We start from the raw sequence: 15,369 nt of genomic DNA on the forward strand, positions 1-15,369 counted from the left end.
TTAACTCAATTATACCATGATTATTACTTCAAAAAACAGCGCTATTCTTGGTACAAATTGGTTCTTTTCACCAACCCTTTATTTTATGTTCGAAAAGTACGAAAGACAAGCTCCCTGCTTGCCTTCAATGTATATTTAATTTTATGAAGAACCGGTGTTCGCATCTATTGAAACAAAGCCTCCAAAATGTGGCTAATGCTTTCACTATAACTTTATACCATACTTTTGGAGACGATAAAGTAGAGTTGGACGGGAAATTCCCAAATATTTAGCCACCTTTGTTTGGTTATTATTATGCTTCTCTAATGCCTTGATGATTAGGTGTTTCTCCAACTCTCCCAAAGTGAAGCCACCCTCTGTTAGGTTTATAACAGGAGTTGAAGTTTCCTCTAAACTATTCAGTAATTCCTTGGGAAAATGTACCGGCTGAATTTCAGCACCCTGACAGACAATAAGCGCTCTTTCGATTGCGTTCTGCAGTTCCCGTATGTTACCGGGCCAGTTATAGTGGGTTAAGATCTTCATTGCCTCTGGAGATATTTTTTTGTAATGAGAAGGATCAAATTTTTCAAGGAAATGATTTACAAGAAGAGGAATATCTTCTTTCCGCGATCTAAGCGGCGGCATAACGATACGCATGACATTCAACCGATAATAAAGGTCTTCTCTGAAGGTTCCTTTAGAAATGGCCGAGGCAAGATCTATATTTGTGGTTGCGATGACCCGTACATCGACATGGATCGTGTCAGTTCCTCCGACTCTTTCAAAGCACCTTTCCTGTAGTACTCTCAGTAGCTTCACTTGCATATTGAGCGGCATTTCTCCAATCTCATCCAGAAGAATCGTACCTTGATCCGCAATTTCAAATCGGCCCTTTTTTTTACTGGCTGCTCCTGTAAAGGCCCCCTTTTCATGACCGAATAGCTCACTTTCCAACAGTTGTTCCGAAAGAGCCGCACAGTTTACCGCTACAAAGGGTTTATCAACTCGGTTGCTAGCTTTATGTATCTCCACAGCAGCTACTTCTTTACCAGTTCCGCTCTCACCAGTTATCAAAACAGTAGTACCAGTTTTTGCAACCTGTCGAATCAAGAGGGCAACTTCCTTTAAAGCCTCGCTTTGACCGACAATTTTTCCGTATTTCTTGCCGAGCTTCTGATGCAACAGATTAACCTGCTTTTTCGAATTAGACAAATGTAGGGCTTGCTTAACCAGAACCTTCAACTTATCGAGCTTAAAGGGTTTAGTAATATAATCCGTAGCCCCGATTTTCATGGCTTCGATTGCAGTGTCAATGGTACCGTGGGCGGTAATCATAATCACCGGAATACTAGGGTTTATTTTTTTTATCTCTTTTAACACCTCAATACCATCGATATCTGGCATCTTTAGATCTAATATGACTATTGATGGGTTGGTTTCTCGGGTCTGATCAATACCTTGCAAACCTCTTGTGGCCGTAACTACCTGGTAGCCTTCATGACTTAGTGCCCTATCGAGGGCCCAACACATTCTTTCCTCATCATCAATTACCAGAATTTTTGGTGTCAAGAAGATCACTCCTGTCGCTACATTGTGGAATTACAGGAAGATTAATAATAAATGTTGCCCCTTTGTCCAAGTCACTATCTACGTCTATCGTTCCACCATGTAATTTGATATTTTGATAGGATATCGATAGCCCCAAACCAGTACCAGTTTTTTTGGTCGTATAGAAGGGATCAAATATATTCGACGTTTCCTCTGCTGGAATGCCTTCTCCTGTATCCGAGAAAATGATTGTCACCGTATTGTCCGTTTCTTTCGTAATAATTTCCAGTTTGCCTCCGCAAGGCATTGATTCTGCTGCATTAACAATAATGTTGACAAAAACCTGTTTTAACTTTTCAGCATCAGCTATGATCTTAGCAATTTTATTATCCGGTTGGAAATCAACAACTACATTTTGCTTGCGTAACATGGCGGCTGAAAAAGAGAGGACTCCCTTGATTAATTTATTGACAGAGCATTCCTTCATTGACACTTTAGAGGGACGCCCAAAGTCAAGTAATTCTTGTATTTCTACTTCTTGGCGGTCCACTTGTTCGTCTATAGCCCTTGTAAATTCTTCGATGCCACTTACTTGAGAATATTCCTGTTTCATAAGTTCAACTAAGGTTTTGATAATACCAATGGGATTACGTAATTCATGAGCTACACCAGTTGCTAAACGACCGAGTGCTATAAGGTGCTCGGATTGCCGTAGTTGATCTTCCAACCGTTCCTTTTCTGCTAAGCCAACAGCCATCCGGTTGACGGCTCGGGCCACCTGACCCAGTTCACCTGACATTTCAGGCAAAAGTTGATGAATATCACTCTCCATGTTATGTAAGCCCTGCTTTAAACGATCGACCCCGCTGGTTAAATTTTTGATTATTATTAGTGTACCCATCATAACTAAGGCCAGAACGACAAGAGTGAAGTAACGCAGCAGTTTACCAAAGTAACTACTCTGGTAAAAGAAGGGATTGAGTCGCTCCTCTACCCACATAACTGCTATCACTTTCCCTTTTACTACAACAGGTGTAATGTACGCAACAACCTGATCATCCCAAGAGCCGGAAATTCGAAAGAGCGGTTCCTTACCCATCTCCGTTGCTATCAGACCAGGTTTAGTATTCGCTAATATGTCTTTCTCCCTCTGAGCTTCCTCTTCCTGTGAGAGGTTACGATAGTTATGCAGGAAACCTAGCACTGCAATCTTCTCAGTACTGGGAACATATAGACCGAAACGAATCCCTGAATTCGCTGGAACTAGAGGTTCTACAACCTGGGTAAACTCGTCATCAAGCATAGTCGGAGAGATATCTTCTGGCCCGCTCCATTGAGACTCTAAATTTCTCGAATATTCAATATTTGTACTTTTAACCAAGGCCTCCAGTCTCTGCTCTTTGTCTAAAAATACAACTTCATCCGTCCGTGAAGCGAAAAAGATGTCATACATCAATGCCACTAATGAGACAAGCATGATAATGGCAATGATAATTACAATCTGATTAATCAAACTGTTACCTTTGAAATAGTAAAATTTTCTTTTATTCTTCACCAAATCAGCCCCTATAATGGAAGAATCCCAAACTGAATTATATAATACATACAATTGAAGAAAAGATACATTACCAAGAAGGGCTCTAATACTTCATAAAAAAGAGTATGAAGATGATAAACAGTCTTAAAAGGTTAATAATAATTATTTCGAAGTGTAGCATTTGATACACCGCTTTTTATTATGATTGGATAAATGCTTGAATATAGTGGGTTTTAAGATTGGCACGTTGTTTGCAATATAACAATTATATCATACAAGCAAAGGAGGAAAGCTATCTTTTAGGTACCAATGGCCGTGGGGACAGAAATTAAATCATTAAAAGGTGGTATTTCAAATGATTGATCCTAATCCGTTAAAATTACCCAACTTAAAATTCGATAAATATTCACCTTTAGTTAATAGAATGGAGAAAGAATCCGGAGATAGATCCAATCCGATTTGGCTCTTAATTAACCCCAAGTATTCCTCTGTGCGTAACGATATTTGGGCTCCTATATTAGAGGAGATTCAGGACAAGGTATATCGTAAACTTCACACAAGAATTGATTCTAAAAAAATCTTCATTAAAAATACTGTTAGTGATATTGGAATAGTTCCTAATACCTCAAATCCGTGGGTGACGGAAGTAGCTGAAGCTGACGAAATTGTGATGTTAAGGGATAGTATCCATAAACATCAGCCTAAAATTCTAATTACTTTTGGTATCCTTACATGTGAGTATGTAAGGCGTGTCTTTGACATAAGACCTGAAAAAGAGCCTAAATATTGGAGTACTACTAACCTAGAAGATGAATTTGAACGCTCAATTGCGAACTTTGATATAAACCAAATTAATAGGATTCCCTTACCTCGTCGAGTAATCAAGAGTAGTAATTTCATCGAAGATTGCAATCTTGCTAGTTGGGAAGATAGTGAAAATTACTTTCGCGATATTGGAACAAAGATCGCCAATAGAATTATTGAAAACAAGGATCGCCTTAAAATATGGATTGAATAAGCGTATAGAGATATACTCCCCGTGAGGAAATGTAGTTATCCTTTGAAAAACAAATATAAAAACAAATATATCTGTGCCAAATTCAGCAAGCTAGTAAACAAGTTATAGACTTTTTTAAAAATAACACTTGAAAGAGCTCAATGGAATTCAGAATAGTAGAACTCTTGTTGTAATTTTTTATAATATTAAGTATAATATTTGGTATATAAATAACTCACTACCCCCCTAAAAACTGTGCATATTGAGGCGAAAAAGATGTACTCTAAGCACCAAACATACTAAAGCCCCGAAGAGTTAGGTTTTCTCTTCAGGGCCTATTTCCGTATACTGACCTTAAACTTACATGAACCTATTTTGCTTATTTCACCAGCTTTTTCTGAATCTTGGACATCTTGAAATTTTGTTAGACAAGCGTTATTCAATCCAAATATTGAGACTTTCCTTATTCTCAATAATCTTTTCAGCTATCTTTGTCCCAACATAATGAAAGTAATTTTGACCATAATAATTGTGGTCTTCTATGAACTTACCACTGGAAATTACTCTACGAAGTAAAGGAATTCGATTAGTCTTGTTGATATCGAAGTTCTCAATTGATCTTCCAAATTCATCTCCTAAGTTGGAAGTACCCCAATACTTTGGCCCTTTTTCAGGTTTGATCTCATAGACACGTCTCAAAAATTCAAAGGGAAATGCACCAAAAGAAATTAGAAGCTTTGGTTTATGTTCAAGAACAATTTCCCTGAACTCCTCTATCTCTTTAGCAACTTCTGCTCCCCACCAATTCAATGTGTTAGGAACTATTGCGCTATTGCTAACAGCATTCCTAATATAAATATTAGTAGTGTCGATTCTTGTATGAATTTCCCTATATACTTTGTCCTGTATCTCAGCTAAAGCTGGTGTCCAGATGTTGTGACGTACAGCAGGATGCTTTGGATTGACTACGAGCCAAATTGGGTTAGCTCTGTCTCCCGACTCTCTTTTGACCTTCTTATCTAAAGGTATATATTTATTAAGTGGTAAGCTGGACAAACGAATCCCACCTTTCAGTATTTATGGTTACTGCCAACAATCTACCAAAGATTGGCGCACCGTTAAGCATCCTAGTACGTTAAACTTCTGAATATAGCACCTCTGGCATAAGAATTGGTTAAAGTGTTTTTCCTTTTGGATAACCGCTCTACGTCTAGAACGAACTGGTGTTCTTGCCAGTAACACTGGCGCCACCGCTAAAATTCGAAACAGACTCTAATAGATTACATGCCATCGATTTTATTTTGTTATCCTTTTCACAATTCAGAACAGCTCTTGCTCTCTCTAAGGCATTAGTGGAAGAGGCAAAAATCTCATTCTCGGACATAAATATATTGTCAACGTCGATATCTGAAACAAGATTCGTCTTATTAAGCATTGACCTAAGATCTGACTTTACCCCACTGACAATCAGGACCCCACCTGCTTCTCTCACAGTCCTGATGAAAATTTTTAAAGCATTAAGTGATGTCAAATCAATAGTCGGAACATATTTCATCCTTAGGATAAAGACTTTAGCTTTATTCACCAGGCTATCAAGTCTTTCTTCAAGGTCGTATGCCGAGCCGAAATAAAGATTTCCTTCCAACTGTATAATTAGAACATCGACTTTTCCTTTGACAGATTCGATCTCCTGTTCAATAATTTGGGAATCTACTCCTTGTGTTGGAATAAGAATTTTTATAGGGACTTTGTTTGTATCTTTCAGGTACAGGATAATGGATAGTGCGATTCCTGTATAAATTGCATAATCAAGGTCCGGCATTAAAATTGTTGCTAAAAATGTTACGCACAAAGCAATGGAGTCGGATTTAAATTTGCCTACTTTCAATACCTTCTTGATTTCCTTTTTGTCGACTAGTCCGTATCCTGTAAGTATTAACACGCCGGCTAAACATGGATTGGGTATATACTTGGCAAACGGAGCAAAGAAGACAAGAACTAAAGCAACTGCCACACCTGACAGGATGCCAGCGATTCTAGTTACTGCTCCGTTGTGATAATTTATTGCGGAACGTGTAAAGGAACCAGATCCTGGAAAACACTGGAAAAATGATGACACGGCATTCGCTAAACCTTGTGCGACAAATTCCTGGTTAGCATCAATTTTTTGTCGCGAGGTGCTGGCAATGGTTTTTGAAATTGATATCGCTTCTACTAGTCCTATGATTGAAATCGCAATTGCTCCGCTGAAAACTTCCTTCATCGAAACAATATTGAACTGTACCATTTTGAAGGGAGGCAAAGAAGATGGAATATTGCCTGTAAGTTTAACGCCTTTCTGATCCAATGCAAAAATCACTATAAAGATAATTGGAATGATAATCCCGATTAATGCACCAGGCAAGTTTTTATTGATCCTTTTACAAATCAAGATCACTGCTATGGTCATTAAACCCAGTCCTAGTGCATACAAATTAGTTTGACTTAAATGAGTCATTACATAGTAAAATTTTTCAGTTGTTGGCATTTGAGCTGAATTTTTGATTGATATGCCCAGTAGTGTACTCAATTGTCCTAGGGCAATTAGCACACCAGCTCCAGCACTAAAACCTACAATTACAGTATGGGACACAAAATTTATCACTTTGCCCAGTTTAATGACTCCAAAGAAAATTTGTAGAGCGCCAACGATAAAAGTCATTAAAAAAAGCATTTGATAAGCATTTTCAAGTCCCATATAGTTTCTCATGCTGCCTGCTACTAGTAGAGCTATAGCATTAGTCGGTCCGGCGATTAGGTGCTTCGAGCTTCCAAATATCGACGCAACAATAGTTGATACTATAGCCGTGTATAGACCATAAACCGGGTTAACACCCGCGATCAGCGCATAAGCCATTGACTGTGGAATAGCTACTACTGCTACGGTCAATGCGGCTATCAAGTCTTTACTAAAATATTCCTTTTTATAGGTTCTAATAGTTCCAATTAAAGGTATATATTTGAATCGTGTTAAGTACAAACGAATCCCACCTTTCATCCAAATCGCAACAACCAGCAGAATTACCCCGGCGGCGATTAGCATACTTCAAGGCTTATCCTTGCAACAGTTTACTCATTAGTACACAGAGATATATTTGACCTGACTTTCACAACCATGCGATCAAATCTTTTCCGTAGTAATGCCTCGGCTTAATTTCTGAGGTCTTATTGATAGGCTGGGAGAACAAATTTCTTAAATTATCACCCAGCCCTTTTCACCAAACAGTGCTCTGGGGTGATGACATATTAATTAAGACTTTACATGAATTTCGTGATATAATAATATTGATATACCTTCTTAGCGGCCTTTAGAGGCTGCTTTTTTTATTGATAACTCCAAAGGGCTAAAAGTTCAAACATGTTCCTGTCCTCCTATATTTTGCTTTTGCTGCATGTAATCAACAAAAACAATTCCAAAGACTGCGATCATGACGATGATAGCGATGAAACCAATTACCATTCTTCTTCACTTCCTTTCCTCTCGTAAATTTTGATGATCACAAGTAAAGATTAGCATTGAGTTAATTTCGTGTCTATAGCAGATCAGTATACTCATAATCAATATGTTCTATGGATGATTGAATTAATATTACACTCTTATGTCGAAATCCTACGAATTTTGTATTTCTTCCCCTACTCTATAACGCCTTCTTCATTTCCACGACCTAAAAGGTGCACTAAATCAGAGAGTTTCTTACAATGACTCTCTAGCTTGTTACCTCTATAAAACAATAATTCACTTTACTTTATAGAGGGTATCCTATTGTATCCGCAAAGAGTGGGACACCTTATCTCGCGGTACATTTATTACCTGGATTTCCGGCATCAGGATATTTCCATACGCCTATCTACAGGAGTAAATGCATAATATATCTCAAGCACTTCCGGTTCTCAATTCCATTTTATTGGATGTCTTTAAATGAACACGATTCTTCGTTAGATTCATATAGGTACTAAGTTGTTAATATAGTTTTCCTATTGATACCTCAATTCGCTCGAGACTTAACAAACTGATCCGTTATTGTTATTTTTAATTTTATCGATATGAACTACTTTTTGTGTTGATACAAGTGCTTAATATTTTGCTTCAAAGCACATAATCTTTGCTCTTTATTTCCAGATGTTTTCAAAAAAGAACATGCTAAGGCCCCGAAGTGAAATATTTCTCTTCGGGGCCAATTTATAATTATCCTGAAAAACACAACCCTTTACTTCAGTTACAATTTAACGCAGCAGCACTCTCAGCGTTTGATCGTTACATTTCTTCTTCACGTTAGCAATCTCAGCAGTTCACAGTACAAATCTCCTATTGTTTATGGCCGCATATGCCTCGAACATGTAACAAATTGTTTGTGATAATTAATTCGAATATCCTTCATTGTTTAGGCACTTGATTGTTGTCCATATACCCCCTTGTGTATTATGCTAATAGTCTGAAACTAATTTGGTAAAGATAAGGATAACCCCAAAAGAATAATCAAGTTGCAAACAAGGAGTAATGATTTGAAAGCTGAACTGACCCCTATGATCACCAACTATTTAAGAACACTCGTTTGCTGGGCTAAAGATAAGCCTCCCAGTAGTAACTATCATTTAGTAATCGAGCATCTCGGACCCATTGTATTAGGAATAAAACCCTCTGAGTTATTAAACGTGTCTTTATATGACCAAAGGATTTGGGAAGAGTTTAAAACTCTTTTTTCCCAACAAGAGCAGCTTAGACTTCGAGAAATCAGACAAATAAACGGGCGTCAACAGGTCATTTTTTATCATAGAGCAACTTTGGACACTGTTTTGAGAGAAAAACACCATCAAGAATTCCTTAGAACCTTTAACTACCCTGAAATATATTCTCTAAATTGCTACCTTAATCATGTTCTTGGAAAGATTAAATCAAAGGCGTTCCCACACGAAATAGGTATTTTTCTTGGCTACCCTCTGAAAGACGTACTGGGCTTTATGAAACAGATTCCTTTAACATATGTAGGTACACATGGATGGCGAATTTATGGAGACATGCAAGTATCGGGGGAAATCTACGAGAAATACCAACAGGCACGAACTAGCCGAGTGATTTCAGATATCTAATATTATGATTAAGCACATTTTTCCTGGTTCATTAATTAAAAACATGTTCACTTAGTCACTCGCTTTGCTCAGAAGCCATGTTACGAGGTCAGCTAAGATTTTTTTATCATCAGGATCCTCTTCCAGCTGGTTTATCCGATTGACCAGATAATCGATCTGGAATGGACAATTTATCAACGCTGATGCGACTTTTTCTATTAGATGACTGTTCATAGCATCGGAATAAATTTTGGCTTCTTTAATTAAACCATTTTTGAGGGTCAGACCCAGGTCGATACCTCCCCAAGGGAATCGGGTTTCGTAGACTATATCGAAATTTGGTGTTTTTCCGTAGAGCCATTCCCATGAAGAATATCTTTCATAAAGATCCTGCAAATTATAGGTTGAATCGCTTACAGTGATTGGAGGTTCTGAATTTCCGCCATAAATTTCGAGAAAACTCTCGATTAAAGTTTCCTTCATTTTGGCTATTGTTATATCCGGTTGAAACATGCTCAGATTACCGACCCTGGATTGAACAGAATCGACTCCTTTTGAAGCAATTTTTTCCTTCGAAACTTGGAGATAGGTGGTAAGTTTGTGAATGTCTACATTGATTAGGATCGTACCGTGATGGTAAGCTTTTTCCTGCTCGAAATAAAATGCATTACCAGAAAATTTTCGACCTTCTACTGTTAAGTCATTCCGTCCGGAAAATTCGGCGTTAATATTGAGTTTTCTCACTCCCTCTAAAATGACCTTAAGTTGTTTGTGCAAATCATATTCGCCCCGGTGCATCACAAAGGTAAAATTAAGATTTCCCAGGTCGTGGAAAACCGCTCCCCCTCCAGACAAGCGACGTGCAATTTTCCCCCCATCCTGTGCTAATTGGCCACACCGACACTCTTTCCATGCGTTCTGATTTCTACCGATGACAACTGTATTTTGGTTTTGCCACAGATAAAGAATCACTTGATTTTTCTCGACATTTCTAAAAAGATACTCTTCCAATGCCAAATTATACCAAGGGTCAAATGAAGTTGAAAAAATTAGTTTTGTCTTAATCTCATGATTCGTCAAATTGCAACAATCCCCCACTTTTAAGATTTAGACCAAGATCAGAACACAATTATCTTTCTGCGTTACGAATGTTTATCTACTACCTATTTTGTGCGTCTTTCCAGCTATTTATAGGGGAGCATCCTTTTTGTTATCTAAGAGAATCAATTTGCATTCTAAGTTCTATTACAAATATTGAAGAGGTTGACCCAAAATAAGTTGGGTCAACCTCTTGCTTATTGGTTTACCAGTCTTTTTTGGGATGGGCTTAGGAATCGACTCAGCTACAGTAACTATCAATAAACTCTTGCGGGAGCTTCTTAACTAACAACACCGGTATAGGAGACCTGTTAAGTACATTATGTGCTAAACAACCAAAAACCAAGCCTTTTAAAGTAGTAAGCCCACGTGTACCCATAATTATTAATCTAAACGATCTTTTAGTTGCGTAATCAAGCAGTGCGTCGACAGTATCGGTTATACTTGGATTGCTGTATATCACATGATGACTAACGTCCGTTCCTCTTTCTTGAAAAATTTCATTAGTTTTGGTAAGTATTTCATGATAATGGTTTTTGGTAGTTAAATCAGATTCATCGGTCACTCGTTTAATCCATTCCGAGGTAGGGCTAACCGGCCAAGTGTCTATCCAATTATATTCTGTCCCTTCCGAACCTTCATCCCGTTCTTGTACTTGAACGACGGTTAAATGCATATTCGGCATATTCTTAAGTAAGGTGGCAGTGTAAACAGCAGCAGAAAAAGCCTGATGTGACCCATCGGAGTAGAGTAGTACATTAAACTCAAATTCATTCATCTCTAAAACCTCTTTCATTGCTATTAATAACATAAGTATAACATAGATGGAACATAATTTTCTATCAATAAAGCAAGGCATTAAGGATGCCCAAGAAATTCCTGGGATATCCTTAATGCCTCGCTATTAATTAATTCGTCTGTTCTAACTGTTATAATTATTCTAACATCGACTTTTTTATCCTGCAGAGATATTGAAAATGCCTGAAGCAGCTAAAACGATTACGATAATTTCTAAACTAACCATTGTAATATATGGTAAATCCTTTTTACGCATGTAAGCAACAAAGAGGGACAAATAACCTAATACCGAGACAATTCCTAGAAAGGCTAAACCAATCAGGTTTAAATAATCAGCATGACTAATCATTGACAACCAAGCCCAACCACTAGGTGCATGTGTAGCCAGCGCATACTCATGCACGCTCATCCCCCAATAAAGAGGCATATCTGAAGGACTGACAGTTGGATTATTGAAGCCACCCATGTAAAGCAGAAACGTAACTAACATTACAGCAATTCCAGTCCATGAACAAACTAACAAAATATTAGCATAAGTATTCTGTTCCGAACTTACTTCTACACTAGCTTGAACATTGTTTAATTGATTTATAGAACTTTTGGAATTACTACTTGGAACAGATGTTTGACTGTTCATAATTTTTACCCCCATCCTAATCCATCTAGTAACGATTTCAATCCAGCGAACAATAACATGAGTATAACAATATATCGGATAGATTTTGGTTTAGCAGTTCTTAATAACTTAACTCCGACTCGTGAACCCGCCATAATTCCCAAAACAGATGGAACTGTTATGATAGGAAGCACAGCACCTTGGTTCAAATAAATCCATGCCGCTGAAGTGTCAGTGATAGCCAATAGCGACATACTTGTTCCAACTGCAATTTTAAGTGGTGCGCCTAGGAGAAGGTTGAGTACTGGCACGTTAGCCCAGCCTGCACCGATCCCAAACATTCCGGCAATTATACCTATACCACAAAAAAGGATAAGTCCCTGGGGTAGTCTCCATACACTCCAAGTAACATCTTTACCGCTAGAAGTCTCAAAATAAGCTCCTCCGATATTTAAATAACGGGCTAATGCATCCGGATGACCAATTTTAGGGATTTCACTATTCTTAGAGAAAATAAATAGTATTGCTATCGAGGTAATTAAAAGGCCTAATAACGTTTTAAGAATACTTTGTGGTAAAGACAGTCCTAATAACGCACCTATTATACTAGATGCAGATGCAAGTAAAGCTAATGGAATAACCAATCGAAGACTTGCAAAATTCGATTTTAATAGTTTTGGTGCTGCAGACAACGAACATGCTAGAGCAACAAACAAACCTGACCCACGGATAAAATCCAAATTGAAAGGGAAGAAACTGCTGACGATTGGCACATAGAGAACGCTACCACCTACTCCAGCTAACGCAGCTACAATGCCGATGAGAAAAGTTGTTGCTAATAAAGCAAGGGGCCATACCCACCATGGTACGCCAGGTGTACCAGCTGCTTGCGCAACAGCAACATTGGTTGTTGTAAATAATGTACTGGCATGAGCAATGAGATTTTCGATCATGATTTTCGACCTCCTACGGTTAAACTAATAGTTGAGTTTTAAAGCTTTCAGAAACGACCAGTACCACAGTGATAATATTGACATTGAATCTTTTTACCCATCTACATCACTCCTTTATTTTCTTAAGTTCTTTTATTTAATAACATCATTTGATGAGTTGGGCGTTGTTTATTCAATCCAAATATTAAAACTATCCTTGTTCTCAATAAGTTTATCCGCTATCTTTGATCCAACATATTGAAAGTAATTTTCGCTGAAATCGTTGTAATCTTCGATAAATTTACCACTCGTAACTACTCGCCGAAGTAAAGGAATCTTATTAGTTTTATTTATGTCAAAGTTCTCAATCGATCTACCAAACTCATTCCCTAAGATAGCAGTACCCCAAGATTTGGGCCCTTTTTCTGGTTTGATCTCGTAGACACGTCTCATGAATTCATATGGAAATGCGCCAAAGGTAATAAGAATCTTCGGTTTATATTCAAAAACAATTTCCCTAAACAACTCTATTTCTTTAGAAACTTCGGCTCCCCACCAATTTAAGGTTTTAGGAACTATCGCACTATCTTTGACAGCATTCCTAATATAAATATTTCTAGAATCAATCCTTGTGTGGATTTCTCTATATACTTTATCCTGAATCTCAGCTAGAACAGGTGTCCAAATGTTGTGGCGAACAGCAGTATGTTTCGGATTAATTAGTAGCCAAATCGGGTAGGCTTTATCACCCGCCTCTCTCTTGTTCTTCTTGTCTTTAGACATATACTTATTACTCGCTAAGTTTGGCAAAGGAATTCCCCCCGTTTTCAGTAGTATTTATAGTGCTGCCAACAACCTGCAAAAATTAGGTCAACATCGGAGCATGCTAGTAAAGATTCTAACTAAATCGTGCTCTTTTGAAAGCTCAAGCTGAGGAAAGAATGAAATTTACTTTCGAGGTTACTTTTGAGCATCTTTTTTCGTAATACCTTTATGACTATATTCACAATTAAAGGGTAGCATTATGTTCGTAGTGTGTAAATAGTAAAACAATATGCTCGTAATGAATAAACATTATGGTTAACTTTGCTGATCTCTAATCAGATATGGCATAAACAAGCGGTATTTGTAATTCCTCGCAGCTCTGCCACCCCTTTTCCACCTCTATACAAGCGGCATTAATTTACAGGATGTTCACCTTTGAGTTTTAAACAAGAGCCTTCAAAATGGCCGGAATCGTGTCTTTCCGAGTAGCTTCGTTTTAAATTCAAAACAACTGTGAAATCATAGACTGACTTAAAGTGCTGTATGATATCTATAGCTAGCAACTCATTATAATTTTCAGATCATTAATTTAAATTCTTATGGCCCCTAAAATAATTTATTGCAATAACATGTTGTTGCCTGATTTTTTCCCAACTTCTTTCAATCTACATTACAACTACTATGAGTCATAATTAATTCCCTAGATTACTAATAAACCGCTTTCGTTGAACGAGCTAAGTTTAAATGTTATAAATTCTTCAAAATAAAAGTTTAAAAGTAAAGTCCCGAAGAGCTAAATTTCTCTCCGGAACTAATTTTTAGTCAATTCATTTATAAGTAATTTCATTCGCGATTCTTATCATACAAAAGCAGACAGCCAATAAAGAAAACTTGGCTGGCGCCAAACTTGGCGAAGGCGGCCGCCTTAGTTGCACTTATGCTTCCAGAAAGTATAGAACAAAAAGTTATACTTTCTGACTAGTACAAAAAAGGTTGAACCATTTAGCTCAACCTTTTATCAATTACTATTAAGAGAGCTTCTTAACTGCATAATTAACGGGACAAATAAATTATAGCGATATATAAATTGAAGTTCTATTTGATTAACAACACAGGTATTGTGGATTTTTTAAGTATGTTTTGTGCTAAACAACCAGAAATCAATCGTTTTAAGATATTAAGCCTCCGCGTACCAATAATGATAAATTCAAATGATTTTTTTGTTGCATAATCAAGAATTACATCGACCGTATCGGACATAGTCGTGTCTGAATATAATACTTGGTGATTAACGTTAAGCCCTCTTTCAAAAAATATTCCGTTAGTTTTATCAATAATCTCATCATAAACACTTTTGTCTGTCGAATTAGATTCATTTATCAAGCGTTTAAGCCAGTCCGCGATAGGGCTAACTGGCCAATTGTCCTTTTCCTCAATCCTTCTGCATTTTGCCCCTATCATTGAGCCCTCGCCATTTTCTTGTACTTGCACAACGGTTACCTTTAGATTAGGCAAATTCTTCACAAGGGCAGCAGTATAAATGGCAGCAGAAAAAGAGTGCTGTGACCCATCAGAGTAAAGAAGTACCTTAACCTTATTGGAATTAGTCATGTAAATACTCCCTTTCACAAGTACTTAGAGTATATGCGTGTTTTGTAGCAATCCTCTATTAATCTCAAACTAATCTTTTAACCAATGCTTTAGCATAACTAGATTAGCATTGTATTAAAATCATGTCTATAACAGAACAATATTTTCGTAATGAAATTACGCTATGGATAATCATAGGTATATCTTGTTTATAAACAGATCTTCTAATCTCTACAGCATTGTTACTATCTAAAACCAATGGTATTTAATACTTTGCTAATTTGAATTTAAGCAAAATAAGCTCCGAAGAAATATCTTTTCTCTTCGGAGCAGCTCATGAATAGTCCAACGCTCAGTTGTACCGTATTGACTTTCCAGAAGCTTAACTGGATATTATGAG

At 37.3% G+C, this 15,369-nt stretch carries 12 protein-coding genes; 2 read left to right on the forward strand and 10 right to left on the reverse strand.

What is annotated here, in order from left to right; genetic code table 11:
- Positions 1 to 204 precede the first annotated feature (204 nt).
- Both DOT_RS11245 and DOT_RS11250 read right to left on the reverse strand, forming a co-directional pair.
- The gene (locus DOT_RS11245; RefSeq protein ID WP_009618401.1) at positions 205 to 1,551 is read right to left on the reverse strand and encodes a sigma-54 dependent transcriptional regulator; all 1,347 of its coding nucleotides are present in this window, start codon (positions 1,549 to 1,551) and stop codon (positions 205 to 207) included.
- Positions 1,526 to 3,007 carry an ATP-binding protein gene (locus DOT_RS11250; protein WP_085930981.1) on the reverse strand — a complete coding sequence of 494 codons (1,482 nt, stop codon included), beginning with the start codon at positions 3,005 to 3,007 and terminating at the stop codon, positions 1,526 to 1,528. The genes DOT_RS11245 and DOT_RS11250 overlap by 26 nt, the downstream gene beginning before the upstream one ends.
- 415 nt (positions 3,008 to 3,422) lie before the next feature.
- Between DOT_RS11250 and DOT_RS11255 the strand changes: the two genes are divergently transcribed.
- The gene (locus DOT_RS11255) at positions 3,423 to 4,085 is read left to right on the forward strand and encodes a hypothetical protein (RefSeq protein WP_009618403.1); all 663 of its coding nucleotides are present in this window, start codon (positions 3,423 to 3,425) and stop codon (positions 4,083 to 4,085) included.
- A 414-nt stretch (positions 4,086 to 4,499) separates the two neighbouring features.
- Here DOT_RS11255 and DOT_RS11260 read toward each other — a convergent pair whose 3' ends face one another.
- Entirely contained in the window at positions 4,500 to 5,120 is a 621-nt protein-coding gene (locus tag DOT_RS11260) for a hypothetical protein (protein ID WP_009618405.1), read from the reverse strand.
- A 154-nt stretch (positions 5,121 to 5,274) separates the two neighbouring features.
- Positions 5,275 to 7,101, reverse strand: coding sequence for a SulP family inorganic anion transporter (locus tag DOT_RS11265; RefSeq protein ID WP_139024192.1), 1,827 nt, complete (start codon positions 7,099 to 7,101; stop codon positions 5,275 to 5,277).
- A gap of 1,505 nt (positions 7,102 to 8,606) precedes the next feature.
- On the opposite strand from DOT_RS11265, the gene DOT_RS11270 reads away from it, so the two are divergent.
- Positions 8,607 to 9,191 carry a DUF3793 family protein gene (locus DOT_RS11270; protein ID WP_009618409.1) on the forward strand — a complete coding sequence of 195 codons (585 nt, stop codon included), beginning with the start codon at positions 8,607 to 8,609 and terminating at the stop codon, positions 9,189 to 9,191.
- Positions 9,192 to 9,242: 51 nt separating this feature from the next.
- On the opposite strand, the gene DOT_RS11275 is transcribed toward DOT_RS11270, so the two are convergent.
- From DOT_RS11275 to DOT_RS11300, 6 genes are all read right to left on the reverse strand, one after another.
- Positions 9,243 to 10,250 (reverse strand): lipoate--protein ligase, encoded by a 1,008-nt coding sequence (locus DOT_RS11275; protein WP_009618411.1) that lies wholly within the window; start codon positions 10,248 to 10,250, stop codon positions 9,243 to 9,245.
- Positions 10,251 to 10,509: 259 nt separating this feature from the next.
- Entirely contained in the window at positions 10,510 to 11,046 is a 537-nt protein-coding gene (locus DOT_RS11280) for a universal stress protein (RefSeq protein ID WP_009618417.1), read from the reverse strand.
- 177 nt (positions 11,047 to 11,223) lie between these two features.
- The gene (locus DOT_RS11285; protein WP_009618419.1) at positions 11,224 to 11,703 is read right to left on the reverse strand and encodes a hypothetical protein; all 480 of its coding nucleotides are present in this window, start codon (positions 11,701 to 11,703) and stop codon (positions 11,224 to 11,226) included.
- A 5-nt stretch (positions 11,704 to 11,708) separates the two neighbouring features.
- Complete coding sequence (locus DOT_RS11290; protein ID WP_009618421.1) at positions 11,709 to 12,635, reverse strand: sulfite exporter TauE/SafE family protein; 927 nt, start codon at positions 12,633 to 12,635, stop codon at positions 11,709 to 11,711.
- A gap of 168 nt (positions 12,636 to 12,803) precedes the next feature.
- Positions 12,804 to 13,397 (reverse strand): hypothetical protein, encoded by a 594-nt coding sequence (locus DOT_RS11295; protein ID WP_242833820.1) that lies wholly within the window; start codon positions 13,395 to 13,397, stop codon positions 12,804 to 12,806.
- A 1,077-nt stretch (positions 13,398 to 14,474) separates the two neighbouring features.
- Positions 14,475 to 14,990 (reverse strand): universal stress protein, encoded by a 516-nt coding sequence (locus tag DOT_RS11300; protein ID WP_009618424.1) that lies wholly within the window; start codon positions 14,988 to 14,990, stop codon positions 14,475 to 14,477.
- Between the last annotated feature and the right edge of the window lie 379 nt (positions 14,991 to 15,369).

This window comes from Desulfosporosinus sp. OT, assembly GCF_000224515.1.
Taxonomy (GTDB): Bacteria; Bacillota; Desulfitobacteriia; order Desulfitobacteriales; family Desulfitobacteriaceae; genus Desulfosporosinus.